Origin of the sequence: Nostoc sp. EspVER01, assembly GCF_034530635.1 — a bacterium.
In the GTDB taxonomy this organism is placed as follows: Bacteria; Cyanobacteriota; Cyanobacteriia; order Cyanobacteriales; family Nostocaceae; genus Nostoc.
On the sequence record NZ_JAVRCS010000011.1, the window covers coordinates 90,391 to 116,569 of the forward strand.

Below are 26,179 nucleotides of genomic sequence, written 5' to 3' on the forward strand. Positions count from 1 at the left end.
TACCATGAACGCAAAAGCTTTAAGTAAATATTAATTACCTCAAGGTAATGAATAATAACTCCTGTTAGCTGATAACTACTTGTGTGAGTTATACCAGGTTAATATACCTCCTGAAAAGACGATCGCAGCTAATCCCAAAAAAACTACCTGTAATCCCAGAAAGGTTTCTGCGACACCTGCTAATGCTAAAGGTAAGGAGAGGGCAATATTAATTACATTGTTCTGCAAGCCAAAAACTTTACCACGCATTTCTGGAGGTGTTTCTGTTTGGATGGCAGTTTGCATGGGAATTCCCACTAGTGCCCCAAAGATGCCCACTAGCGCCACCAGTAACAAGACGAGCCACAGTTGAGTTGTAAATACTGACAGACCAATCAGGGATGCTGCCATACCCATACAACCGCACAGACTTAGCCGAGTATAGGAGAAGCGTTGACCAAATTGACCGAGAATTGTTGCTCCACCAGCGATACCAACACCGCCAGCTGCTAGTAAAAAGCCGAACTGGGAAGCTTTCATGTTGGGAATTATTTCTGCCATCCGAACGGCTAGAACAGTTAATGCTGCAAAAACAGAAAACAAGATAATCAGTTGAAGCAAAGCATTGCGGACGTGATGATTTGCTTTGAGATAGGCAAAACCGTCCCGCAAATCAGAGAATACGTGAGGGAATTCTGTATCGGGGTGGTGATGTTTTTCCTTAGTTGCCAGAAGGAACAAAATTAGTCCAGCGATCGCATAACTGCCACCTACTAAAAGTTCTTTGCCCAAACTACCACTACCACCAATTTGCAGCCAAAGTCCATCTGCGATTGCTAACAAAGGTTCTCCAACGGCAAACCCAACAATCACCGATGCCATCATCGTTGTTGTGTAAAGCGAATTAGCCGAGAGTAAATGCTGTTCTTCTACGATTAAGGGAATTGCCGCCTGTTCTGCCGGGGCAAAAAACTGCGTCAGTGTGGAAACTAAAAAAGTCACACCCAGAACAATCAAAAAACCCACTGGCAGCACTCCTATGGGTTTCCAGTCATGAGTCAACCACACCAGGAAGGGAATTGACAAAACTAGGATGCCGCGCCAAATATTCGTTGCTACCAGTACAGCCTTTTTCGACCAGCGATCGACAAACACACCAGCAACGGAACCAAACAATACGGCTGGAATAGTAAAAGCCATCATTAAGACTGATACCCAACCACTAATACTCTGATTGCTTCCTTGAAACTGAGTATTAATCAAGGCAATCATCAAGACCAAATAAACTTTATCTGCTAGTTGAGAGAAAACTTGACCGCCCCAAAGAGCTAAGAAATTAGGATTTTTTAATACAGGTAAAAATCCTAGCTGTTTTACATTCCCTGCAATAGCTTCTCCACCTGAACCAGACCCATCTAATTTTGGTAATTCTTTTTCTGGGATAGTGGCTACTGGCAAACTATGCCCATTACTAGTGCCGTTACTATCTACCTCAGCAGTGGTTAATTTGTCCTCTGATTGTGTTTTTGATTGGCTTGGAAGATCAGTTTTTGGGATCTCCGCTGTCCAACTTTGATCGTTTTGAGAAACATCTTTTGGGGACATTTCTTGGCCATTTATTTGACTAGGTGTACACTTGGGAACAGCACTCAAGTGATTCCTGACTGTAGGATCTGATACCCTATTCTGTTTTTTGGCGAGGCTTGGTGACAAAGGCAGGATTTTCTTATCCAAATCAAACGGTTGCATCATGGTTGGCAGCAAAATAAGAGTCGATCAAGGTAGCAGAGCGAATAGGGCGACCTAATTGATACTGAGCATACTGGCGCAAAATCTGCTCAACAGATAACCAGTCATAATCTCTAGCACCATCAATTTGCATTATCTCTGGTTGTGACAGATGTTGAAGCAAAGTCAGTTCCATAGCACCCAGACGGCAAGAAATCACAGGTATTTCTTGCCGATGCACAACAACTGTTTGGGTTTTGGGCATGGAGGATGAAAGATTGGACATGGGGCATTGGTTATTAAGCTCTCCCTGCTCCCCTGCTCCCCTGCTCCTCTGCCCTTCTGCCCTCATCTCCCTCTCCCCCTCTTTTCGTAAACGTTCCCTAGCTTCTAAGGAAACCGTTCCACCCGCAGGGATGCTAAATCCTACCTGCCAGTTGGGGTCTGTGAAGTCTGGCTTAAGGGAACGTTGAGATAGGCAACAGATTTGCACTTGCGGCGTCAGTCCTGCTAAGGCTAAAAGGTGAAATACACCATGAGCCAGATGAGCTAAAACACCAGATGGATTTGCACTAGACACCGCTTCTAAGCGATGGAGATGTTCATTGAACAAATCATAAAGTTCTTCTTGGGGTTGTTCGCTCAAAGCTTCACACAGAACTATTTCTGCTAAATATTGACTGGCAGCCAGTTTTCCCAAATCTTTAGCTAAACCAGGATAAGTTTTTAACGTTTGTGCTTGAGTAATTTTATCAAGCGATCGCCCTTTAGCAATCAATAGTTCATTCACAACGAACATTCCACTCCTACCGCCCAGACTGGAGTTGTGCTTACGTGACCCTGGAGCCACGGCTCGAATTAGACCGAATTCTCGTGTCAAAATCGTCACTATTTTATCCGATTCTCCTAGCGCCTGGGTTTTAAGATTAATACCAGTTGCTTTGTAGGTTCTACTCATTAGTCATTAGTAGTTATTTAGTCATTAGTCAATGGTCATTAGATTAGGACAAATGACATAGACGCGCCAGCGGCTTCTCGCAGGGTAGGACAAATGACATAGACGCGCCAGCGGCTTCCCGCAGGGTAGGACAAATGACTATTCACCCTTTCCCAAGTTATCGCGCTGACGGATCAAATCCATACCGCGAGATGTGCCTAATCTAGTAGCACCCGCTACGATTAAGTCTAGGGCTTGATTGATAGTGTGGATACCACCTGAAGCCTTAATTCCCACTCTTTCTTTTGCCAATTCCTGCAAAAGTCGTATATCTGCCACTGTGGCACCACCATTCCAACCTGTACTAGTTTTTAAGAATGCTGCTCCCGCCTCCATAGCGATTTCAGCAGCTATTTTTTTCTCTGCATCTGTCAACAGGTTAGTTTCCAAAATCACCTTGACCGTTTGTCCAGTCTCTTCGCAAATTTCGGCAATCTCCCGGTGGACTTCTTCAGTTTTGCCAGCTTTCAACCAGCCCAAGTTCATGACTACATCCAACTCAGTGGCCCCACTATCCGCCGCTTCTTGAGCTTCGTACAGTTTCACGGCTGAAGTCGTTGCACCAGAAGGAAAACCAATCACCGTACAGACTTTGGGGTTTTTACCGTGGAGGAGTTCTACTGCTTGTTTAACATTAGCGGGGAACAGACAAACCGCCGCAAAGTTGAATCTGTATGCTTCTTCACACCATTGTTCAACCTGCTCTGGAGTAGCTGTTGGTATTAACAGGGAGTGATCGATAAATGGCGCAATATCAATGTCTGGATAGTCTGCTGCCATCGTGTCTTCTGCCAGTGATTGATTATTAAACTTTATAAAAAATTAAAACATTTCTTATATATACATTAAACCACATTTATTACGAGTTTATCCTGAAAACAAGCTGCTGAATTGTCTTTAATATTGGCTTTACAGATATCCCGGAATTAGTGCAAGTATTTAAGTTAACGCTAAGTAGTAGTAATACTAGGAATATCAACAGAATTTTTTACACTATTTCCTAAGAAATTAATAATAGTTTGAGCCAATGCCTGCGATGCCAAATATGGGACACCATTACCAATAGTTTTAAACATATTAGTGAGTGACATATTTTCTGGAAGTACAAAATTGGCAGGCAAAGATTGGATAGCTAAAGCTTCTGCTACAGAAATCCGCCGGATTTTGTAAGGATGTAAATGTACTTCATTATTTCCATAGCAAGCTGTCGGAGAGTAACGCCATCTATGCAGACGTTTGAAAGACTTTTTAGAATCATCTCCTTCATCAATAGAAGCAAATCTTCTGATCCCTGCCCTTGGTTGAAAACAGTTTTCAGTATTGGGATGTTTCAGAACGTTATTTTTTCTAAACCAGTATTCAACTGTTAATTCTTCAGGTATATTGTCAGGACAAGGTATTAGAGAATTTTCTTGGAATGGTTCACACTTGCGCCAAGGGTAAGAAAAGACTTTTTCGTGAGAATATAAAATATAATTATTCCAAGGGAAATACACCTCATGTAGTAATTTTTCACTACCAACTTTGATCCCTATGTTCTGAAGAAAATTCTTTTTGAAACCAATTATAATAATTCTTTCTCTATCCTGGGGTACGCCATATTCGATAGCATTAATTAATCGCTCTGTTAATATATAGCCTGCTTCGTGTAATTGTTGCTTAAGCGATTCAAAAAATAAACGGTGTTTTGTTGTCTTCCATAAACCCTTAACGTTCTCAAATAAAAATAAATCTGGAAGATTGCGGCAAATTAATTCAACATAAGAAGCAGAAAGCTTACCATTCTCTCCCAAACCTCCTCTATTTTTTCCACCAATAGAAAAATCAGGACAGGGAGGTCCGCCGATGAAACCAATTATATTATGAGATTTGCGGCAATTTTTGACTAATTCTTGTAGGCGTTGCGCTTCTTTTCCGGCAATAAGATTTGTTACATCGGCGGCTTCACCGTGATGATATCCATATTCAGGCGATCGCATTTTCAGAACTTCTCGTGAATGGCGATAGGCGGCGATGAATGGAGCGAAGATTTCATTGACATAAACAATATTAAAACCGCTGGTTTCAAAACCTAAATCGAGGAAACCTGAGCCAGCAAAAAAAGAGAAAATACAAGGGCGATCGCTCATTGAATTACTAGTACGATCAAAAAATATTATTAATATTCAGATTCTATGAAAATGGTTTATGTGCGTAACTTATAAAGAGAGTTAATACTAACTATCCCAATTTGGTTTTAAGAGTTGGTAAAACCTAATATACTTAGGGCTTCTACGTAAGTACCAATCAAAACATAACAATTGAAAAACTGTTTAAATAGTAAAAAAAATTTATAGTTACCCTAAGTATTACATCTCAAAGTTTACTCAATCTTTAAGGAAAACACCTGACATAAAAACAGTCTGGAGTCACAATTAGATATAGGGTTTTCCAAGCCCAGATGATATTTCAGACAAATATTTGTCACTAAATAAAAAACCGGGGTACTTCGGACTAAATTTTTATGCGGATTTTAATTTACTCCTACAACTACTATCCAGAACCGATTGGTATTGCCCCACTAATGACTGAATTAGCAGAGGGACTAGTGAAACGTGGGCATGAAGTGCGTGTAGTCACCGCTATGCCCAATTACCCTGAGCGGCAAATTTACCACGAATATCGGGGTAAATGGTATGTCAACGAATACAAAAATGGCGTTCAAATTCAACGCAGTTACGTTTGGATTCGTCCACAACCCAACCTATTAGATAGGGTGTTATTAGATGCTAGTTTCGTCGTCACTAGTTTTGTACCCGCCCTCATCGGTTGGCGCCCAGATGTGATTCTCTCAACATCGCCATCCTTGCCAAGCTGTGTACCAGTTGCTCTTTTAGGATGGTTACGTGCTTGTCCTGTGATTTTAAATCTACAAGATATATTACCAGAAGCAGCCGTCCATGTCGGTCTACTGAAAAATAAATTACTTATCCGGTTGTTTACATTATTGGAAAAATTTGCCTATAGCAGTGCCAGTAAAATTAGCGTCATCGCCGATGGGTTTGTGGACAATTTGCGAGCTAAGGGCGTAGAAGCTGAGAAAATTGTGCAAATTCCCAACTGGGTTGATGTAAATTTTATCCGCCCTTTGCCTAAAGAGGATAACCCTTTCCGCGCAGCACATAATCTGAATGGCAAATTTGTAGTACTTTATTCTGGTAACATCGCCTTAACTCAAGGTTTAGAAAGCGTCGTCAAAGCTGCTTCTGTATTGCGTCATATCCCAGATATTGTCTTTGTCATCGTTGGAGAGGCAAAAGGTTTACAGCGATTGCAACAGGAATGTCTAGACTGCGGCGCAGATAATGTGTTGTTACTGCCATTTCAACCCCGCAAAGATTTACCACAGATGTTAGCAGCTGCGGATGTTGGTTTAGTGGTGCAAAAGAAAAATGTTGTATCCTTCAATATGCCGTCAAAAATTCAAGTGCTACTTGCTAGTGGAGGGGCCTTAGTTGCCTCTGTCCCCGACAATGGTACGGCAGCAAGAGCCATTAGGCAAAGTGGCGGCGGAGTTATCGTTCCTCCAGAAGATCCCCAAGCTTTAGCGATGGCAATTTTAGATTTGTACCAAAACCCTGAAAAAGTCAAAACTCTGGGTTACAAAAGTCGCCAATATGCCGTTGAGCAATATGCTTTTGAGCAAGCTTTAAATCAGTATGAGTCCTTATGTTACTCATTGACAGCAGAACGTAGAGCAATTCAGTCTAGAGGCATAGTTACGAAACAAGAAGTTTAATCTTTACTGCAAAGTTATGTTACATCTGTAGAGATTACAATTATGCCCTCATGTCTAAATATTATGAGATTTTGAGGGTAGCTAATTTTACTATTAAAAATATAGCGATAGACAAGCAGGTTGTCAGGTGGATTGTTGAACTAAAAATCTCACGGCTTCACTTCATTCCATCCGTGGGTTATTACTGATAAATTATGTATAAATACTGAGTTTATACGTATATAATAAAGCGCACTTTTGCTAGACCAGTTATTAGTATGCTGTGTTGTATCATAATTTTTGGTAGACAGTATAAAGCGTAGATGTATAGTTACCTGCGAATTACTAGCTTTACATTACATATTATGCTGTTTGATGAATCGGCGATTATTTTCGCTGTTAATTCCTGCTGGAAAGTTATTGGTTGATTTATCGCTGCACAATAACCATCAGCTTTTCAGCTGTTGCGGATATCGAAATCTCAACAGCCAATTATCAAACTAATCCCATAGACACCTGTTTTTTTGTTAGTATTCAAAAAAACCTATTGACACATTTGTCAGATCAATTGTTCGTTGTTTGTAAGTAAATGTCAACAATTGTTTCAAAAGGAAGAAAGCACCTGAGGTTTAATGACTGATTATTTCCAAGGAAATTTCCCATTGCAATCTGTCCCACTGACGAAGAGTGCGGTAATAAGCCACGGCCAAACCGAAGAGGCGAGCGAAAAATTAGCTGCAACGATCGCTGTTGCGGCATCAGATCGCAAAGCAGGTGAGATTTTATTGCTCAAAGTAGCAGAGGTATCTTACCTGGCGGATTACTTTGTGATGATGACTGGCTATTCTAAGGTACAGGTAAGGGCGATCGCTCAAGCAATTGAAGGAAAAGTCGAAACTGAGTTGCAACGCCGTCCCTTAAGGACAGAAGGAAAAGTTGAGGGGAGTTGGGTACTACAAGACTACGGTGATGTGATCGTTCATATCATGATGCCCAAGGAACGGGAGTTTTATAATTTAGAAGCGTTCTGGATTCATGCAGAACGTATTTCCCTTCCAGAATCTGATGAAGGTGAGGGTAAGCCAACATGATTAGGTCTTCGGTTTCTAATTGCCCAGTTCCTACAGACCAACAACCGCTCAATGAATACGAAGAGTTAAAAACTTCCTGGCTGTTTCGTGATACTACTTTAGATTGGCGCGAGTATATCACGAAACTTGTTTGGATTTGGGGTTTATCTTGGCTATTCGCAGGACCCATAGCTGCGGCAAGTTTTCCCCCTCACAAGTATATTGCACATTTTATTCTCTGTGGTGCAGCCGGAGCGAGTGTCGGATTAGTACTGATACTGGTAAGGTTGTACTTAGGTTGGTTCTACGTGTGCGATCGCCTTTGTAGTCCCACAGTATTTTATGAAGAGTCCGGCTGGTACGATGGTCAAACTTGGACTAAACCAGAGGAAGTTCTCAACCGCGATCGCTTAATTGTCTCATACGAAATCAAACCCATTCTGCGGCGGTTACAATTTACCTTTGCTGGGTTGGCGGGAATGTACGTTATTGGTACTATAGGTTGGCATTTGTTTTAAAAGTTAGGAGTTAGGAGTTAGGAGTGATTAGTTAATAATTCATAACTCTTAACTCCTAACTCCTAACTAAAAAAAGGTGATAAATATAAACCCATGACAATGGGAAAACGAACTCAAGCCACAGCACTGGAAGTCCGGTTGCTGCGGGAAGGTATTATTGAATCCAGGCATATAGTCCAAGCTGTTGTCTGCGACGAACGAGGACGGGTTCTAACTGTTGCCGGAAATTCTGAAACTGCTGCATTTATCCGTTCAGCCCTCAAACCATTTCAGGCACTTGCTGTCACCACCACAGGTACACTGGAACGCTATCAACTCAGCGATCGCGACTTAGCAATTATCACAAGTTCCCATAAAGGAAGAATAGATCAAGTCCGACAGGTATTTAATATCCTTTGGCGGGCGGATCTTGACCCAACTATACTCCAGTGTCCAATTCCTGAAGGCAAACGGAGTCCTCTGGAATACAACTGTTCTGGAAAACATGCGGGAATGTTAGCTGTTTGTCAGCAACGCCATTGGCCCTTGAATAACTACTTGGATCGCAAGCATCCAATACAGCAGTTAATTTTGGGCAAAGTCGCAGAGTTGCTGCGAATGCCAGCAGCAGAATTTATCAGCGCTCATGATGACTGTGGCGCACCAACTTATCTGATGCAACTCGGTCACATGGCATCTTTGTATGCACTGTTGGCCTCTAGTACAAACTTGGATATGGAGCGCATTGTCCGTGCCATGACTCATCACCCCGCAATGGTAGCAGGAGATGGAGAATTTGATACGGAACTGATGCGCTTAACTCCAGGAGAACTAGTCAGCAAAACTGGTGCCGAAGGAGTGCAGTGTATTGGTAGACTCGGTGAAGGCTTGGGATTGGCAATCAAAGTTATGGATGGGGCAAAACGGGCAAAATATGCCGTAGCTATTCACTTACTCCAGCAAATGGGGTGGATTAGTCCCAGTGCCGCCGAAAGCCTCTCAGAAAAGTTTGTCACCTTGGGAAAATACAAGCGTTTAGAAGTAATTGGAGAATTATCGTTTTTGTAGTTGCCAAACTCTTGACTATAGGTTACTATAAATAAGTCGAGAGCAACGCGGGATAGAGCAGCCTGGTAGCTCGTCGGGCTCATAACCCGAAGGTCAGTGGTTCAAATCCACTTCCCGCCACCAAATAAAATGTAAAACAAAACCCTACAATCAGTAAAGATTGCGGGGTTTTGTTTTATTTTGATCTATTCTGGAAGAAATAGCCATCCAAAAAGCGCGGAGAATCATGGTTGTGAAGTTGCAGCGACCAATTTTAGTGGGAGGATTGGGACTTTCCTTTTCCCTGTGGATGTTGGACAGTTGGCACGATTCTATAGTGCAGGTGGGTGAGTTTGGTTTGTTGAGTGCCTTAGCTGTAGGTGGTGGTTTGTGGTTATTCCAACAAAATCGCCCCAAAGACAGTTTAAAGCAGCTAGATGGTATGGTGGTTGATCGAGCGACTGTGGAAAGTGCGATCGCTAAAACTGAAACTGTAATTAACCAACTAGCACAAGAAGCGGAAAACCATCCAGCCTTAGAGACACTCAGAGAACAAATTGCCCAATTATTGTTGGAATTAGACAGGCAAAAAATTAAAGTAGCTGTGACTGGCGGGAAATCCGTGGGTAAAAGCACTTTAATTCAAGTGCTAGAGCAAAATCTAGAGACACAAAATTTCGTATCTCTACAAGAGACACCACCTTTATTTAGAGAAGTGGGTGAAAACTCAGATGCGGCTATTTTGGCAGAAGTAGCAAAATCTGATTTTGTGCTATTTCTGACAAACGGTGATTTGACAGACTCAGAATTTCAAACTTTACAGCAGCTAAAGGCAGCAAATCAGCCTAATATGATGGTTTTCAACAAACAAGACCAGTATTTAACCGATGAAAGCGCCAACATCTTGCTGTCGTTGAAACAGCGGATGCAGGGAAATGTAGTTGCAACTGCGGCCTCTCCCATTGCCATCAAAGTCCGAAAGCATGAGGCTGATGGTTCTGTGCAAGAGTGGATGGAGCAACCAGCAGCTGATATCCAGCAATTAACGCAGCAGTTGGGTGAAGTTTTGGCACAGCAAGGACAACGGCTAGTTTGGTTAACAACCATGAGGAAAGCCGGATTGTTGAAAGCTGAGGCGAAAAATTGGCTAAATGGAACCAGACGCGATCGCGCCACCCCAATTATTGAACAATATCAGTGGATAGCTGCTGCCGCTGCCTTTGCTAACCCAGTACCAGCCTTTGATATCCTGGCAACTGCGGCAATTAATGCTCAAATGGTAATGGATTTAGGTAATATCTATCAGCAAAAATTTTCTCTAGAACAGGCACAAACCGTAGCTGGAACAATGGGAAGTTTAATGCTGAAATTGGGTTTAGTTGAACTTTCTACAAAGGCGATTAGTACTGTTCTGAAAAGTAATGCCGTTACCTTTGTTGCTGGTGGTGTAGTGCAGGGAGTAAGTGCGGCTTATCTGACTAGAGTCGCAGGGTTAAGTCTAGTTGATTACTTCCAACAGCAGGAAATAGCGATAGATTCTGGAACTGGTTTGAATTTGGAGAATTTGCGGCAAACATTGCAAAAGGTATTTCAACAAAATCAGCAGATTGGTTTTTTGCAGGGGTTTGTTAAGCAAGGCATGAAGCGTTTGTTGCCAGAAGTGCAGCCGGTTGAAGTAGTTAGTGTTCAGAAAGCAATGGGATAATCTCATACACAGGATTACCAAATTTGAGATTTTGAATCTTGGATTTTGGATTGAATGATTCAAAATCCAAAATTTTTTCAAACCCTGATTTTAATAGAGGATAAAAATACATAAACATCTTTGTTTTAATAAAGAGGATTGATCCGTGGGATCAGTCTAAAATCTCAAAACTAAAATTGGCTAATACTTGTGTGCTGCTGTTAGTAAACCTAAAATTTACCCAAGCCTAAAATAGGCTTGGGTGTATTTAAGAATATCGTGAGAGTTGCGAGTTCTCAAAAAATTGTGAATAAGGATAATTAGCTAAACAGCACCACTGTTTCTATTAAACAGAATAGCTATAGTTTTGAAAATTAGCTTTAAATCGTACACTAAACTCCAATTTTTTTGATACTGCAAATCCAGACGAATTACATCTTCAAAACTACGGACTGTAGAACGCCCATTTACTTGCCATTCGCCAGTCATACCGGGTTTGACATCTAAACGTTGCCACTCAGGTACTTCATAGCGTTCAACTTCATCGGGTGTAGGTGGTCGAGTGCCTACTAAACTCATCTCTCCTTTGAGGACGTTCCAAAATTGGGGTAATTCATCAAGACTAGTTCGCCGTAAAAAGCGCCCTACCTTAGTAATTCTAGGGTCATTTTCATTCTTGAAAAAAGCACCTTGCACTTGGTTTTTGACTTGGGATTTCTTCGCTTCTGCATCCACACACATAGAGCGAAATTTCCAAATCTTAAAGCGTTTACCCATCCAACCACAACGAATTTGACTAAAGAAAATGGGGCCGGGATCGTTAATTTGAATAGCGATCGCAATCGGAATAAATAAAATTCCTGTAATTAATAAACCAATCACTGACCCAACAATATCTAAGAACCGTTTCATCCAAGATGCCATAGATGGGTGAGTAGTAGGTAACTGCTCTACTTTACGAGAAGTTGTCTTCCGATTATCTACTACGTCATCTTGTTCTATTAACGACCCATCCCCCACAAGTTCTAGAGGAAAAACCTGATCCAACCCTGTGAGTTTTAGAACTGCCATGACTTGAGGTGTTACATTCCGCAGTGTTAATGTAATATCCTTAGCCTGAGCATATTTAAAATTACTTACCAGGGCACCTAAACCACTACTATCGATAAAAGTAGTTTGGTGAAAGTCAATGATGATTTGCTTGGGATGTGAATTGGGCCCAATTAAGCCTTGGCAGGTTTGCTTAAAGCCTAAAGCCTCCAGCACGCTCAACCGCGTCGGCACCTGCACTATAGCAATGTCGTTTAGGGAATTAACTGGAAAATCGACCTCTGTCGGTTGGCTAGTCATGAAGCTCTGCACTTTCGTTGCCATGTATAATGTAATATGCCAAACATTAGTTTGTCCTACAAAATTACTTAACCTAATATCGGAAATTGGTGGTAATCAGGACTAACTGTTATTTACCCAGGCTGAGATTGGAGATCGCTAGCGACGATTCACAATAGAACAAGAAGCCAAAAAACATCCTTGCTGTTGTGCCGACGCAGCGCGATCGCGTTGCTCTCATCAAATGATTTCTAAAAATACGGTTACACCTACCGCACGCCTGATTGAGGTCTTTTCTGCCATTCAAGGGGAAGGACTGAATGTAGGGACACGTCAGATATTTATTCGTTTTGCTTTGTGTGATTTGCGCTGTCACTTTTGTGATAGCGCCCACACTTGGAGTGCACCTACAACTTGTCGGATAGAGCGATCGCCTGGATTGCGCGACTTTGAAATCCACTCTAACCCCGTCCCATTACCCATATTAATCGAATGGGTGGAACAGCAAAATCTGCCTTGTCTACACGATAGCATTAGCTTAACTGGCGGCGAACCACTTCTTCATGCCTCATTTCTAACGCAGTTTCTACCCCAAGTGCGAGCCATAACTGGTCTACCTATATACTTAGAAACCGGCGGACATCGCCCAGAACAACTAGCAATGATTATCCCATACTTAGACTCTGTAGGTATGGATTTAAAATTGCCCAGTGTTAGTGGCGAAAGTCATTGGCAAGAACATAGTAAATTTCTCCAGTTATGTTATGACTCATATTTAAATGTTTTTGTCAAGATAATTGTGTCTCAAAACACAGATCCCGCCGAGTTAGAACGTTCAGCTTCGTTGGTGGCAGAGGTTAGTCCAGATATCTCAGTATTTTTACAACCAGTTACGCCTTTGGCAGTATCAGAACAATTTTCTCCAGTACCTGTACTTGCGCCTTCCAGCGATCAAGTTTTGACGTGGCAAGCTTTGATGAAGGGGTTTGTCAAGCACGTACGAGTGATCCCCCAGACGCATAAAATGCTGAACCAGTTGTAAAATTTTAGTTTGATAAAGATGTAGTCAAGAAAAAAGTAAGATTTTATGAAATGGTAATTGGGCTGTTGCCGCTAATTAGGGAGGCAGCAGCCTCCTCAGTAGGCAGTCTAATTAGCTAAATCAAAAGACCACTAAGAGGTTTTATTACATAAAACCTTCTCTCTCCAACTCAAAGAGAAACTTGAATTTTAGTTCAAGGCGTTGATTTAGTTCAGGGGGTGAGCAATACCCACCCAACCTAATTTCTGGTTGCTATAGTGCGCCCTCATCTGGAGCCTTGGATTTAGCTTTTGCCTTATTGGCACTGCGTTTGAGGGCAGAGAGTCTTGCTTCGTATCTCGATCGTTGGCGCTTACTAGGAGTATTATCAATCAAGGTTTTCAAGGCGCTACCGAGACTCTTGTAGGCATTGGGGAGGCTATAACCAAAACGAGTTGCTAAAGCGATCGCTTTCTCATCAGCATTGAGCAATTCTCTTAGTTGCTTTTCCCCATTATTCTTTTGGTACAGTCGCCAGCCTGACACGCCACAAAGCGACAAAGCTAACACCAGCAGCAATCCATCTTGTACCCACAATTCCCCTACAGCACCACCTAAACCGATGGCTAGAGCTGCCATTTCCCAACCATCTTTAGGAATTGTGTCATTTTGAACGCGAGCAACCTCATGCCAGAACAGCAGATTACGCTGATCCATTGCGAGGGCATCCCATTTCACCAAATCAATTTGAATTTCTACTTGGTCTTTACCAATTTCTTCGCAGCGAACCAGGGGTGGATTGACCTCAGTTGTGCCTTCAACCGTGACCCAGCTCTGTAATTCTGGCGGTAGTAAGCCTTTCAACCGCCGTAGTTCACTCATTTCCGCTTTGGCAGAGGAGGTTGCATAGGATGTCATAATATCCAGCCCCAGAAAATTTCAGTATATAGTGAGGGTATCACTTTGGAGTATAGCTATTTAAGTGATGATCCGTCTCACTCACTAGGAAAACTTCCTCGCTTTTTTCGCGCTTCCATTGCTTTTTCTAGTAAATCTAACAATCCTGGGGCTTCTTCTTGGATACTGAGTAATAGTCTTTCCCCAAGTTCTATATTCCCCGGATCGAGGCCTGTTGCCATAACTTCTGTCAATCGAGGTATTGCTATGCCATCGACAATCTGAATTAATCCACTCAGACAACGGTGAAATTGTTTTTCTGTGAGAATCGAGTCTTCTAAAGGAAACTCAATAATGGCACGAATTTCACCATCGGATGGGTCATACTCCCATTGCAACATTTTGGTTTCCCAGGAAATGGCAAGCATTGTTTGGAGGATAGCTGCCTTGTGAGGATGGTCTTGGATTCCTCCTAGGACTTGAGGGGCAAATACTCGAAAAAATTTTCCTTCTTCATCCAGTTGGACAACTATTAGGAAATCTTCTAGGTTATCAGCCTCCACACCTGTTATGATTCGGTCTTCTTCATCATCAAAACGGTAGTCCCAACCAAGGTTGTCTAAATAGCTGGCAATCTGTTTGAGGTTAGCTCCCATAAAAGCCTCATAAGGAACGTGGAGCAGTTGTTACCAGACCTAGTTTAACCTGCTAGGGGTATTTGTTTGGGTTGGTGTGGATACTTCTAATCCCATAGAAGTATGCAATTAAGGTATTGGGTATAGGTTATGGGGCATGGGGCATTGAAGATCAGAAAAATAGATCATTATTCGGCGCTATGAATAATATTTTTTGAAACACTCTTGCTCATTATTAAAGAAGCGATAATTACTATTTTTAAAATCTTAGCTGGTAAAGCATATAGCACTAAAATGCTTAAAACTTAATATTATTTTATAGTTTGAATGAATCTCTTGGTAGATCAAGTATGGTGGCAGGATTTGTAATCAAGCTTGAACGCTGAAGCCAAGTTTAAATAATTTTTACATAGCATCTGAGGCTTTTATAACAATACGTAAAAACTTCAATAGCTGCTTCTAAAAACTAATAAATATAGCATAGAAACTTATACAGTTTTATATTACAAGCAACATTTTTTCACGGGATGATTCTAGTGAGCAATACATTTTTGATTGTCGAGTATCAATGAAATTTATACGTAAATTAGCATTAATCATAGCGATCGCACCTCTAGTTTTTGTTACAAATTCTCTAAAATATTTGCGCTAACTTGCGCCTCTCTGCGTTTATATATTTATAGAGAATTGAAACATTATAAAATGAAAAAGAAATGGAATTGCGACACTTGCGCTACTTTATTGCTGTAGCTGAAGAACTGCACTTCAGTAGAGCCGCCGAGCGACTGCACATCGCTCAACCACCCTTAAGCCAGCAAATTCAGCAATTAGAGGCGCAATTGGGAGTAGAACTGTTTCACCGCAAGACCAAACGACAGGTGCAACTAACAGAAGCAGGACAAGTTTTTTTGCAAGAGGCTTATCAACTTTTAGCTCAACTCCAAAAAGCAATTGAGCTAACTCAAAAAACGGGAAGAGGTGAAAAGGGACAATTACGAATTGGGTTTACCAGTTTGGTAACTTACGATTTGCTTCCTGTGATTTTGCGGCGGTTTAGAGAACAGTTTCCAGAAGTAGAGTTGGTATTGCAAGAATTAACCACAACTCAGCAAGAGCAAGCACTACAGAATCGGCACATCCATGTAGGTTTTGCCCATCCACCTTTAGAAGACAACACACTCAATCAAGAATGCATTCAGCAAGAAGCTTTAATTGTGGCTATGTTGGAAACTCATTCTTTCGCTGAACAAGAAAAGATTTCAGTGCGATCGCTAGTAAACGAAAACTTTATCATGTTCCCTCGCCATTTGGGGCCCGGACTTTACGACCAAATCGTAAGTCTTTGTCAGCAAGGAGACTTCAGTCCAAAAGTGACTCAAGAAGCGATTCAGATGCAGACGATTATCGGATTGGTTTCAGCGGGAATGGGGATTGCGATCGCACCGTCTTCATTGCAAAATCTTCAGAGAACTGGCGTAGTTTATCGTACTCTGGAGGAGAAAACACCATTAGTTGAAACGGCTATAGTCTGGCGGGAAGAGGATATGACACCTGTAGTAAGAGAATTTCTACAAGTTGTCAGGAGTATCTGTTAAGAAATGACGACCCTTTTCTGAGAAAGAGGCTATGCAAAATAACAAAGCATTTAAACTTTGTATTTAGAAAATATAGTTTTTTTAAATAAAAAATTAATAATAGATGCTACTTACTCAACCCAATTTTTACTACTCACTAAAATTTTAGTAAAGAGTCCTTCATTCTCATAAGCTGCTTTGGGGCTGCAAATAAATAGATATATTGAGAATGATAAGGCCATCTTGCCCAACCACCCCAATCCATAAAGCGAACCCATAAAGTTGTTGGTGAACACGTACCTACTTCCAAAGGGAACCTCCAAATATCTCTATTTAAAGTAAGCTCTGGATGAGTTGGTGCAAAAGTATCCTGAGCATCCCATTCAATGATTCCGTCTTCACCCCATGATGTACCATCAAATTCTGCTTTAAATGGTTGAGCTATCCCTTGCAAAATAGAATTGTTATGTTCCCTCTGTGAATTTGCCAAAGGTACATCGGGTACTGCAATAGCAATAAATGCTGCCTTTTGAGACGCTATTAGAGCATGAAATTGACCTATAATGTAACCAGAAGTTAAGGCATCTCCGCTTACATATTCTTGGAGAAACAAGTCTTTATAAGAGATTTGACTGGGATGCCCTTCATCAATTAAGTAATTACTTGCATTTTTGTAGAAAGTAAAGCATATTGGAAACCAATCTGGATTTTGCTCTACAATTTCATAAATTTTAAGCTTAATGGTTTCTGATAGAGACAAGTTTGACCTCAAAAATATTTAGTAAAAATTTGAGTTATTTGTATAGTACTTATGTACCAAAAAGATAATAACATAGTTATTTAAATTTAGGGTAGATGCCCAAAAAAATCAGAGAGTTAAAAACTATTTTGTTGAAGGCTGGGTTTGTCTACCGTTCTGCTAAAGGTAGTCATACGTTCTGGACTCACCTATTGATACCTGATGAACCAGTTACTATTGCTGGAAAAGATGGAGACGATGCACCTCGATACTTAGAAAAACAAGTTAATCGTGTTTTGAAGCAACTAAGAGAAATAGAGGAAGAATAATGAACGATCGCTACAGTATGGTAATTCAATGGTCAGATGAGGATAATTGCTACTTAGTACACTTACCGGAATTCCCTTGGCAGCAATTTCACACTCATGGTAAGAGTTATGAAGAAGCCGCTAAACACGGGCAAGAGGTAATTGAATCTCTGATTGAATGGTATGAAGAGCAAGGAAAACCTTTGCCAGAGCCAATTACTTTTCCTCAAAAACCGTTAAAAGTTGCTTAAATCTTTTTAAGATACAGGGCATCGCACTTTACCCAAATTTCTCAACATCAGCACTTTCGCCTTCCGACTCAACAGGCTCAAAGTTTACCTTGTTATATAAATCCTGTAGAGAAATCTCAAATGGTACGGTTACAAGTGCGATCGCTTCATCTTCTTCATCATATTCACGAAGCGTCCATTGCTTTTTCCCGGTTTTGGAAAATTGATCTACATGAATCCGAGTTTGGTCAATTAATAGGTATTCTTGGAAAGTGGAAATAGTCCGGTAAGCCTGAAATTTATCCTCGCGATCGTAGCCTTTGGTAGATTTTGATAAAACCTCAACAATAATCTGTGGATTCAGAATTATATCCTTTCGGTTGTTAAAAAACTCTGGTTCACCCGCCAGAATCATCACATCTGGATAGGTATAGGTACGCTTTTGGAGTATCCATAGACGGATATCACCCATAAAAACCCGGTAGTTCTGCTTTTTAAAAGCGAAATTTAACTCAGTACTTAAGTTGAGTGCTATTTGATTATGATTTACTGTTCCACCCGCCATAGGAATTATTTGCCCGTCAATGTATTCACTTTTGTAGTCAGCAGCTTCTTCTAGCTCTAAATATTCCTCTGGGGTATAGTATCGCTGTTTTGTTATTTGCATAATTTTATCGGGTAGCAATGTTTAACGATACGGATTGTCTAATGAGCCATATTTACTGAACAGTTTAACGTGGTTAGATAAAGATGTTATGTGCTTTTTACAAAGTGAGCGTAGGCGCAGCCGACTGTAGGCATCGCTATCTCAATTCATATAGTCTTTTAACTTCTTTTCTTATTGATAACCAGCGGCTTGTAAGAGGAACAATTTGGCATAACGTCCTCCTAGCTGTAACAACTCTTCGTGAGTTCCTTGTTCTATAACTTCGCCGTTTTCTATGACTAGAATTTTGTCAGCCATTCGTACCGTCGAGAAGCGATGAGAAATCAAAAGTACCATCTGATTTTGAGTAATCGAGCGAAAATGATTGAAAATCTCAAATTCAGCTTGGGCATCTATTGCTGATGTTGGTTCATCTAACACCAAGATATCTGCTTGCGATCGCATAAATGCACGAGACAGTGCAATTTTTTGCCACTGTCCCCCAGAAAGTTCTTGTCCTCCCTTAAACCAACGACCAAGTTGAGTCTGAAAGCTTTGGGGTAATTGGTCAATAAAAGATTGGGCCATGCCTTTTTCAGCAGCAGTTTTCCACTGTGTTTTGTTTTCGAGATGTTCTACATCGCCCACGCCAATATTTTCCCCCACAGTGAACTGGTAGCGGACAAAGTTCTGAAAAATCACACCAACGCGCCGCCGCAATACATCCACATCCCATTCCTGCAAGTCCAAGCCATCTAAGAAAATTCGCCCAGAGTCTGGCGTGTAGAGTCGGGTAAGTAATTTGATTAAGGTAGTCTTACCGGAACCGTTTTCACCCACAATAGCCAGTTTCTCTCTGGGTTTAAGATGCAGCGAAATATTTCTCAATGCTGGCTTGGAACTTCCCGGATAAGTAAATGAGACATTCTCAAAACGGATACCATCTTGGGGATTTAAACCAATGGTTGCCTTACCCCAAGATTTTGGTACTTCTTCTTCCAGGAAATCATAGAGATTTGATAGATATAGGTTGTCTTCATACATCCCTCCAATAGAAGTGAGGGCATTGGAAAAAGTAGACTGTCCTTGGCGAAAAACAGTGAGATACATTGTCATATCTCCCAAGGAAATCTTACCTAACACTGTTTCCAACACAATCCAAGCATAAGCTAAGTAAAAAGCACCAGTACTGACCAAACTCAAGAGATATCCCCACAATCCTCTCCGCAGAGTTAAATCACGGTCTTCACCATAGAGTTGTTCAAATAGGCTGCGATAACGTCCTAGCAGCATCTCTCCCAACTGGTAAAGTTTGACTTCTGTGACAAAATCTTCTCTTGCTAATAGATTTTCTAAGTAGTGCTGTTGACGGGTTTCTGCCGCACGCCAACTAAATAAGCGAAAGGCTTCTCCAGCAAATTTTGTTTCGGCAATAAATACAGGCATAGCTGCCAAAATCAGTACCACCACCGCCCAAACTGAGAAATTTACTAGCAAAATCCCATAGGTGATTAGGGAAAGGGCATTTTGCACCAATCCAAAGGTGCGGTTTACTAGGGAAAGGGGACGAACCGATGCTTCTCGTCGGGCATTGGTCAATTTGTCATAAAATTCTGAGTCTTCAAACTGCCTAAGATCGAGTGTCAGCGCCTTTTCTAAGATGAGTACATTTACTCGCTGACCCATTAGCGCCCGCAATAACGACTGACAAATAGTGATTCCTCGCTGACTGCCTGCTAGTAAAATTACAGCGATCGCTTCTAATCCTACATAAAATAGTGAAGGATAAATATTGACAGAACCATTGCTTTGTGTATTAGCTTGAGAGGCAAATACCACTGCATCAACAATTAATTTACTGATGTAGGATATCGCCGCCGGTAATAGACCAGCCACCAAAGTTAAACTAGCCAGAAAAATAGTAAGCGATCGGCTAGTAGTCCATACTAAGCTTACAGCCCGTCCACTGTAGCGGAAAACCGTTAGTGATTGGCGCAGGATATTTCTTTTTTTTTAATCTTCATCTTTATTGCCGCGAGATACCCCAGCTTAGGCGGATCTTCCTGACTCTATTAAATCTTTATTAATTTTACATTTTTCTAAGAATGTTGGCTGAAAACCCCGAAGTTGAAACCTAAAAACTAGTTTTGTAGGGTGTGTTATGCCGTAGGCTAAGGCACTAGGGTGTTAACTTTGTACCATTTTAGGTGTTCAAAATTCATGCAATATATATATATCAGTAGTTCTAATCAAGCGGATTACGAACAGCTTTACCACCCCTATTAGATACATGGGTGTAAATAATCGTGCTTTTTAAATCCTTGTATCCGAGTAATTCCTGCACTGTGCGGATGTCGGGAATGCTTGATATATTAGGATTTAGAAAAAATATACGGAAAGTTTTGTATAATAAATAGTTACCTTAAAATTTAATACGGAGATCAGGACAATGAGTAATCGGCAGCTTGAAGAGATGCAAGAAAAGTTGGCAAATCAGAAATTAGCGTCTGAGCTTGGCATATCATACAACGATCTGCTTGAATTGGAGTGGGATATTGAGACAAACGAGAGTGATGATGGTTTGATCTATGAATATATAGTCACATTCTCTGAAGAATCCCCAAAAAAGATTCTCAACAAAATCGAAGGAATAGAGGATGGCAATATTGTTCGTCTTCAGCCGTCGAGCTTTGAAGAGCCTGATGATTTTGAATAAACATTGAGTACTGACTTTTACACAAAAACTTTCAAATAGCTGCTGTCTATTTTTTTAGCTCTGCTGACCTCTAAGCTATAATTAGTGGGCATATATGTCTGCTTTTAGTATGTGGAGTACCCGATGAACACTCGCCTAGAAGTTGAATCAGCAATCAAGCAATTATCAGAGGATGAAGTTCGCAATCTGGCAAAATGGCTTCAAGAATATCTCGATGAGATGTGGGATCGGAAAATCGAAGTGGACTTAGCATCAGGAAAATTAGATCGTCTCATTGCTCAAGCAGAGGAGGACATTGCAGCAAACAACGTGAGGGATCTCGATGAAGTCCTTTGCGACGGATGATTTTTGGAAAGCGTATGCCGAGTTGTCACCTGAGATGCAAGAGCAAGCGCGGAAAGCTTATCAACTTTGGCAGGAAAATTCACTTCATCCCTCGTTGCATTTCAAAAAAGTTGGTAAAAACCTTTGGTCTGCCCGTCTCAGTGATAGGTATCGAGCATTAGCTTTGAAAAAGGGTGACGATTATTATTGGATTTGGATCGGTGATCATGATGAATATGAGAGTTTTTTGAACTAGCCCGTTGCGACAAGCCAGCTAACAACGCAGTGGAGCAGACGGTAGAGAGACTTCGCGCTATGTTCTAGTCTACTCGACACCGCTCACTTTAGCCGTTATACGTCGTTATACATATAGCTCCAGAGGGTGCAATTGCACAGGTCAAAGTAGTTGCCCAGAAGAGGGACTGATAGCGAATTTGACCCTGGATTTGTCAACCCCACAATCTCCTACCTGCTTTCCCACTTAATTTTTGGTGAGTATCTTTTAACAAAGCTGGAATATCTAACTTTTCTGGACACCGAGGCAAACAATCACCGCATTCTGTACAACGGTTGCCTTTCATTCCAGGGAACCAGTGACCGGCATTTTCAAACATTCCATAACGATATTCCCCATAGTCTTTCATGTCGTATGCCACGGCAAGATTACGTAACCGCAATACCTCTGGAATATTGATATTTTCTGGACAAGGTAAACAAGCATAACACTGGCTACAATTATCAGTTTCCAAAGCAAGTTTTTGATGATTTTCTAACCGCTGGAAAATGGAAATTTCTGCTGGTGTTAACTCTCCATCATGGTCAGCAATTTGTAAAGGTTCTCTTAATTCACCTGGGTTAGCTGGTCCTATACTCAAAGTAGTAATACGGCGATCTGCAAGTAAAAATCGATAATTCAATTCTAAGGGTGAATACGGATAAGACAGGTCTTTTAAGGTTTGAGGTGGCGTGTAGAGGCGTCCTCCCTTATCAGCAGGGGAAATAATGAAAATGCCCATATCCTTTTCGGCAGCTAGTTGAACTGCTGGTGCGTGCCGTTGGAAAAAATAGTAATAATGCAGATTGACAAATTCAAATAAATCTGTATTTATTGCTGCCTGAATTACCTCTAATGGCCCGTGGGTGGAAAAACCAACGTGTCGTACTCGGCCATCAGCAACAGCTTCTTCTACAGCTTGCATACAGCCATTTTTGGCTTGCATCCACTCCAAATGTTGCCAGGTATTCAAACCATGAACACCTAAGCAATCTAAATAATCTAGTTGTAATCGTTCTAGGGATTCGTCAATGTACCGACGCATGGTGTCAGCATCTGCTGTAGCTGAGATTTTGGTAGTGACATAAAGCTCCGTTCGGGGTACTGACAACCCAGCTTTTAGCGCTCTACCAAGATACTCCTCGCTTTTGCCGTAACCTCTGGCAGTTTCTAAATGATTAATTCCTAGCGCTAAGGCTTGTTCGATAGTCTGGTGAGCATTTTCAAAAGAAGTCAAGTAGCGCATTGTTCCCAAGGAAAAAACCGAGAGGTGCAGATTCGTTTTTCCAAAGCGTCGGTATTGCATTTTTAACAAAGAGTTAGGAGTTATAAGTTAGGAGTTGAAGGAAGTAAATCATAGCTCTTAACTCCTAACTTTTTTGCTTACAAGTTAGGAGTTGAAGCAAAATCACTCATAACTAATAACTCCTAACTCCTAACTCATAACTTTCCTAGCTGTCGCCATTACCAAAGCGCTTGATCAAATCTTCAGGACGGAGATTAGAAATAAATTCACGGAAGGCTTGCTGTTCGGCTTCATCTGCATCGCGATCAACAGGGATAGAAGCATCGGCAATGACTTCTTCCATTACCCAAATGGGAGTATTTGTACGGAGAGCAATAGCGATCGCATCGCTAGGACGCGCGTCAATTTCTTTTTTGACTTCGCCTTGCTGGACAATTAAAGCTGCATAAAATGTATCCTTTTGCAGGGAATGAATAATGACTTTTTCTAGAGTCATGTTCCAAGTCTCTAAAATATTTACAATCAGGTCGTGAGTTAAGGGTCTAGGAGGCTTCTGATTCTCCAGTGCGCCCATAATTGCCCTAGCCTGTTCCTGACCAATGTAAATTGGCAAAGCCCGCCGATCTGAAGAATCTTTCAAAAGGACGATCGGGCTGCGGGTTATGGCATCTAATGCTATGCCAGCGACTTTCATTTCAATCATTGCCTAAGCCTCTACAATGCTTTGAGAGCCTTGGATGCCGTGTAATAAATAGCACCCTTTTTTAGGCGGTTTGGTGACAGTAATAAACATAAGCATTCGTTCTCTATAATTGCTTCTATTAAACTCCGAACTTGTGGTGAAAACCAGAGTAAGTCAAATTGGTCTTCTTAAAGAATAACCTTCTTAACCAAGTATGCCTTGTGAAGGATGCTAATGTGTTAATATTCCTATCCTAAAAAAAGTCAGAAAATATACTTGGATGTTCGAGATTTCTGTGACAATTACCAATTGATTTCAGGCAAAATTAGGCAATAAATAGAGTTAGTTTGACAAAAAAGCCGTGTTTACAGGATTAATCCAAGCATTAGGAACGATGGAACCCTTAGGGGGCGATTCTTGGCAAATTACTTGTGTAAGCCATTCGGGTGAAGTAATTATGCAAGATTTGGCTTATGGTGACAGCGTTGCTGTCGATGGTGTTTGCCTGACAGTAGAACAAGTTTTAAAAGACGGGTTTATTGCCACGGCTTCACCGGAAACTCTACGCCGGACAACCTTGGGAGGTGAGCAAACCCAACAGAGATATGTCAATTTAGAAGCGTCGCTAAAAGTAGGCAGCAAAGTTGGCGGTCATTTTGTGATGGGGCATGTAGATGGAATTGGTAGATTGCTAGTGGCAGAACAAACGGCTAGTTCTTGGGAAATGACCTTTATTGCATCTGATGCGATCGCACGGTACATTGTCCCCAAAGGTAGCATTGCCGTCAATGGCATCAGTCTCACAGTCGCCGATTATGAGCCAGAACTCTCCCAATTCAAAGTAGCGGTAATTCCCCTGACATACAGCGAGACCAATCTTCGCTATTTGGTTGCTGGCAGTTTGGTGAATCTAGAAGGGGATATTCTCGGCAAATACGTCGAAAAATTTCTTTATTCTGGCAATCCCCACACCAGAGGCACTGATGACAATAGTATAGATGGCATTACACCCGCATTCCTAGCAGAACACGGGTATTTGTAAGTAAAGGAGTTAGGAGTTAGGAGTTTTAAATTCATAACTCTTCACTCCTCACTCCTAACTTTCTTCTAACTGCCTGGTTCTTGGCTTACCTGAGCGGTTTGCAAACCTCGCACTAACTGACTGAGGGCACTTTGTAATTCCACGCCTGGGTCAGTAGCAACCCACCCGTTTGGTGACAGGTGACGGACTTCAAAGTGCAGGTGAGGGCCTGTGGAGTTACCAGTGCTGCCAACTCGCCCGATGACAGTTCCAGGTTCTACCCACTGACCGGGTTTAACAAAGATTTCTGACATGTGACCGTAGAGGGTTTGTTGAGCCGATTTGTGATTCAGAGTAACGGTTAAACCATAACCGCCCAACCAGTTAGCAGTTTCTACTTGACCAGCAGCAGCTGCCAAAACTGGCGTACCCGTAGGCGCACCCAAATCTGTACCTGCATGGAAGCGTTGATTACCGGTGATTGGATGAACTCGCCAACCAAACAAAGAAGTAATGGGAGCGGGAATAGACAAGGGATACATCATTCCCGTACCACTATATGCAACTCTCCCCATATAGGGAATTTGCGGCAATACTGATGCCAGTGAAAAGTCGTAAGCTACGTTGCTGGGGCGGGGTGCAATGTTACCATCTGCCATTGGTGGCGGTAAAGTCCCACCACTCGGTGCAATGGGAGTTGCACTCACTCTTGTGGGGCTGAATTCTGCGGGAGTCGGGATAAACCGATTCGAGCGAAATGCGCTCTTGGTGACACCGCTAGAACCACTTTGAGCAGCACGCCATCTACTGGTGTTGCCAGTAGTTGCAATTTGCCGCACTGGTGGAACTACTGGTAATTGGGCGTTTTGACTTCTTCTGAGCCAATTGGGTGCTGCTTTACCATTAGAATCAGCTACACTCTTCTGGGGTACTTTGGCGCAAACGCCGCCTAATACACTTTGCCCTGATGGCAAAATGGCTCGACAACCGCTGGAGCGTTCTGTAACAATTACAGAGTTTGGTGCTTGATAAGTACCTGTTGCACCACTGTCATAACTATTAGGATCGATATAGGCGTTATTATAATCCTTCTTTTTCTCCGCCGTTGCACTGACAGGGCTGTTAGAGTTATTTGATGGTTGAGCAACTACTGGAAGTTTTTCAGGTGCATAGCGGGCAGGGGTATTGGGTTTTTCCTGTCTCACCCTTACAGGAGTGACTTGTGAGGCTTCTACTTTGGGCTTTGACTGTCTGATAATTACAACAGGTTCAGCTGCTTCGATTTTGGGTGTAGACTGCTTAACTGGCTCTTTTGATTGAGCAACCTCTGGCTTGCCTAGTCTCTGTCTGAGTCTGGCTCGCCGTTGGGAAAATTCCGGTTGCGCTTGAGCGGCTTCCGGCGACGCAACAGCCTGTTTTTTAACACTGAGCGTTCGCGTAGCGTCTCGAAGAGAAGTCGAAGTGTTAACTGGATTTGTAACTGCTGTTGGTTGAGAACTTTCAACAGTAGGAACTATATTGTCTATTTGTGTTTCCGTTTGGGCAAACACGAAGCCACCGCTAAGGAGGCTAACGCTACTCAGCCAACAGAGGCTCTGAGCTGGTAGTGTTGAGGCAAAACGTTTTTTTGTTAGACCTTGCTGCCATAAGTAATGCAAACGATGATGGGCAGAATTATTGCGCTGCGTCATTTGTTCTCTCAGTTGTGTGTAATTGGCCTAAAGAGATGATGCTAGTGGTTTGTCTTGCCCAAAGAGCGAAATTTTGAACAAACCTCA

General features: G+C 41.8%; 26 protein-coding genes and 1 tRNA gene. 14 read left to right on the forward strand and 13 right to left on the reverse strand.

Annotated features, from left to right (window positions below; all coding sequences use genetic code 11):
* Positions 1-75: 75 nt before the first annotated feature.
* From RMX69_RS12240 to RMX69_RS12255, 4 genes are all read right to left on the reverse strand, one after another.
* Positions 76-1,728, reverse strand: a complete 1,653-nt coding sequence (locus RMX69_RS12240; RefSeq protein ID WP_322637664.1) for an MFS transporter — start codon at positions 1,726-1,728, stop codon at positions 76-78.
* Complete coding sequence (recO, locus tag RMX69_RS12245) at positions 1,715-2,665, reverse strand: DNA repair protein RecO (RefSeq protein WP_322637614.1); 951 nt, start codon at positions 2,663-2,665, stop codon at positions 1,715-1,717. Before recO ends, RMX69_RS12240 begins: the two co-directional genes overlap by 14 nt.
* A 138-nt stretch (positions 2,666-2,803) precedes the next feature.
* Entirely contained in the window at positions 2,804-3,484 is a 681-nt protein-coding gene (deoC, locus tag RMX69_RS12250) for a deoxyribose-phosphate aldolase (protein WP_289799283.1), read from the reverse strand.
* Between the two features lie 170 nt (positions 3,485-3,654).
* A complete protein-coding gene (locus RMX69_RS12255; protein ID WP_289799284.1) occupies positions 3,655-4,833 on the reverse strand; it encodes a DNA cytosine methyltransferase in 1,179 nt (392 codons plus the stop codon).
* Between the two features lie 374 nt (positions 4,834-5,207).
* On the opposite strand from RMX69_RS12255, the gene RMX69_RS12260 reads away from it, so the two are divergent.
* The 6 genes from RMX69_RS12260 to RMX69_RS12285 all read left to right on the forward strand — a co-directional run bounded on the left by RMX69_RS12260 (position 5,208) and on the right by RMX69_RS12285 (position 10,780).
* Positions 5,208-6,482 carry a glycosyltransferase family 4 protein gene (locus RMX69_RS12260; RefSeq protein WP_289799285.1) on the forward strand — a complete coding sequence of 425 codons (1,275 nt, stop codon included), beginning with the start codon at positions 5,208-5,210 and terminating at the stop codon, positions 6,480-6,482.
* Between the two features lie 611 nt (positions 6,483-7,093).
* On the forward strand, positions 7,094-7,552 hold the full coding sequence (gene rsfS / locus RMX69_RS12265) for a ribosome silencing factor (RefSeq protein ID WP_181928677.1): 459 nt from the start codon (positions 7,094-7,096) through the stop codon (positions 7,550-7,552).
* A complete protein-coding gene (locus tag RMX69_RS12270) occupies positions 7,549-8,049 on the forward strand; it encodes a CGLD27 family protein (RefSeq protein ID WP_289799286.1) in 501 nt (166 codons plus the stop codon). The genes rsfS and RMX69_RS12270 overlap by 4 nt, the downstream gene beginning before the upstream one ends.
* 93 nt (positions 8,050-8,142) lie before the next feature.
* A complete protein-coding gene (locus tag RMX69_RS12275) occupies positions 8,143-9,096 on the forward strand; it encodes an asparaginase (RefSeq protein ID WP_289799287.1) in 954 nt (317 codons plus the stop codon).
* 46 nt (positions 9,097-9,142) lie between these two features.
* Positions 9,143-9,219, forward strand: a tRNA-Met gene (locus RMX69_RS12280).
* Positions 9,220-9,322: 103 nt separating this feature from the next.
* The gene (locus RMX69_RS12285; RefSeq protein ID WP_322637615.1) at positions 9,323-10,780 is read left to right on the forward strand and encodes a YcjF family protein; all 1,458 of its coding nucleotides are present in this window, start codon (positions 9,323-9,325) and stop codon (positions 10,778-10,780) included.
* A gap of 303 nt (positions 10,781-11,083) precedes the next feature.
* On the opposite strand, the gene RMX69_RS12290 is transcribed toward RMX69_RS12285, so the two are convergent.
* Entirely contained in the window at positions 11,084-12,133 is a 1,050-nt protein-coding gene (locus tag RMX69_RS12290) for a sugar transferase (RefSeq protein WP_289799289.1), read from the reverse strand.
* Between the two features lie 199 nt (positions 12,134-12,332).
* On the opposite strand from RMX69_RS12290, the gene RMX69_RS12295 reads away from it, so the two are divergent.
* Positions 12,333-13,130, forward strand: a complete 798-nt coding sequence (locus tag RMX69_RS12295; protein WP_289799290.1) for a 7-carboxy-7-deazaguanine synthase QueE — start codon at positions 12,333-12,335, stop codon at positions 13,128-13,130.
* A gap of 252 nt (positions 13,131-13,382) precedes the next feature.
* On the opposite strand, the gene RMX69_RS12300 is transcribed toward RMX69_RS12295, so the two are convergent.
* Together RMX69_RS12300 and RMX69_RS12305 are read right to left on the reverse strand one after the other, a co-directional pair.
* The gene (locus RMX69_RS12300) at positions 13,383-14,027 is read right to left on the reverse strand and encodes a DUF3318 domain-containing protein (protein WP_099099657.1); all 645 of its coding nucleotides are present in this window, start codon (positions 14,025-14,027) and stop codon (positions 13,383-13,385) included.
* A 77-nt stretch (positions 14,028-14,104) separates the two neighbouring features.
* On the reverse strand, positions 14,105-14,662 hold the full coding sequence (locus RMX69_RS12305; protein ID WP_289799291.1) for a hypothetical protein: 558 nt from the start codon (positions 14,660-14,662) through the stop codon (positions 14,105-14,107).
* A gap of 692 nt (positions 14,663-15,354) precedes the next feature.
* Between RMX69_RS12305 and RMX69_RS12310 the strand changes: the two genes are divergently transcribed.
* Positions 15,355-16,236: a LysR family transcriptional regulator gene (locus RMX69_RS12310; protein WP_322637616.1), complete on the forward strand. Its 882-nt coding sequence runs from the start codon at positions 15,355-15,357 to the stop codon at positions 16,234-16,236.
* Between the two features lie 136 nt (positions 16,237-16,372).
* Here RMX69_RS12310 and RMX69_RS12315 read toward each other — a convergent pair whose 3' ends face one another.
* Positions 16,373-16,975, reverse strand: coding sequence for a hypothetical protein (locus tag RMX69_RS12315; protein WP_322637617.1), 603 nt, complete (start codon positions 16,973-16,975; stop codon positions 16,373-16,375).
* Between the two features lie 95 nt (positions 16,976-17,070).
* Here RMX69_RS12315 and RMX69_RS12320 point away from each other — a divergent pair, with 95 nt between their 5' ends.
* Positions 17,071-17,283: a type II toxin-antitoxin system HicA family toxin gene (locus RMX69_RS12320; RefSeq protein WP_322637618.1), complete on the forward strand. Its 213-nt coding sequence runs from the start codon at positions 17,071-17,073 to the stop codon at positions 17,281-17,283.
* Positions 17,283-17,513, forward strand: a complete 231-nt coding sequence (locus RMX69_RS12325) for a type II toxin-antitoxin system HicB family antitoxin (protein WP_104899038.1) — start codon at positions 17,283-17,285, stop codon at positions 17,511-17,513. Before RMX69_RS12320 ends, RMX69_RS12325 begins: the two co-directional genes overlap by 1 nt.
* Positions 17,514-17,541: 28 nt before the next feature.
* Here the strand turns inward: RMX69_RS12325 and RMX69_RS12330 are convergent, their stop codons facing one another.
* Both RMX69_RS12330 and RMX69_RS12335 read right to left on the reverse strand, forming a co-directional pair.
* Positions 17,542-18,159, reverse strand: coding sequence for a Uma2 family endonuclease (locus RMX69_RS12330; protein ID WP_322637619.1), 618 nt, complete (start codon positions 18,157-18,159; stop codon positions 17,542-17,544).
* 171 nt (positions 18,160-18,330) lie between these two features.
* Entirely contained in the window at positions 18,331-20,139 is a 1,809-nt protein-coding gene (locus RMX69_RS12335) for an ABC transporter ATP-binding protein (protein ID WP_322637665.1), read from the reverse strand.
* Positions 20,140-20,587: 448 nt separating this feature from the next.
* Between RMX69_RS12335 and RMX69_RS12345 the strand changes: the two genes are divergently transcribed.
* From RMX69_RS12345 to RMX69_RS12355, 3 genes are all read left to right on the forward strand, one after another.
* Positions 20,588-20,854, forward strand: coding sequence for a hypothetical protein (locus RMX69_RS12345; RefSeq protein ID WP_289799295.1), 267 nt, complete (start codon positions 20,588-20,590; stop codon positions 20,852-20,854).
* A gap of 123 nt (positions 20,855-20,977) precedes the next feature.
* On the forward strand, positions 20,978-21,199 hold the full coding sequence (locus RMX69_RS12350) for a hypothetical protein (RefSeq protein WP_289799296.1): 222 nt from the start codon (positions 20,978-20,980) through the stop codon (positions 21,197-21,199).
* Positions 21,177-21,434, forward strand: coding sequence for a hypothetical protein (locus RMX69_RS12355; protein WP_289799297.1), 258 nt, complete (start codon positions 21,177-21,179; stop codon positions 21,432-21,434). Before RMX69_RS12350 ends, RMX69_RS12355 begins: the two co-directional genes overlap by 23 nt.
* 193 nt (positions 21,435-21,627) lie before the next feature.
* Here the strand turns inward: RMX69_RS12355 and RMX69_RS12360 are convergent, their stop codons facing one another.
* Complete coding sequence (locus RMX69_RS12360; protein WP_322637620.1) at positions 21,628-22,758, reverse strand: aldo/keto reductase; 1,131 nt, start codon at positions 22,756-22,758, stop codon at positions 21,628-21,630.
* A 145-nt stretch (positions 22,759-22,903) separates the two neighbouring features.
* Positions 22,904-23,401, reverse strand: coding sequence for a bifunctional nuclease family protein (locus RMX69_RS12365; RefSeq protein ID WP_094349146.1), 498 nt, complete (start codon positions 23,399-23,401; stop codon positions 22,904-22,906).
* A gap of 340 nt (positions 23,402-23,741) precedes the next feature.
* Here RMX69_RS12365 and RMX69_RS12370 point away from each other — a divergent pair, with 340 nt between their 5' ends.
* On the forward strand, positions 23,742-24,422 hold the full coding sequence (locus RMX69_RS12370; RefSeq protein WP_289799298.1) for a riboflavin synthase: 681 nt from the start codon (positions 23,742-23,744) through the stop codon (positions 24,420-24,422).
* Positions 24,423-24,487: 65 nt separating this feature from the next.
* Here RMX69_RS12370 and RMX69_RS12375 read toward each other — a convergent pair whose 3' ends face one another.
* Positions 24,488-26,092, reverse strand: a complete 1,605-nt coding sequence (locus RMX69_RS12375) for a M23 family metallopeptidase (RefSeq protein ID WP_322637621.1) — start codon at positions 26,090-26,092, stop codon at positions 24,488-24,490.
* Positions 26,093-26,179 lie beyond the last annotated feature (87 nt).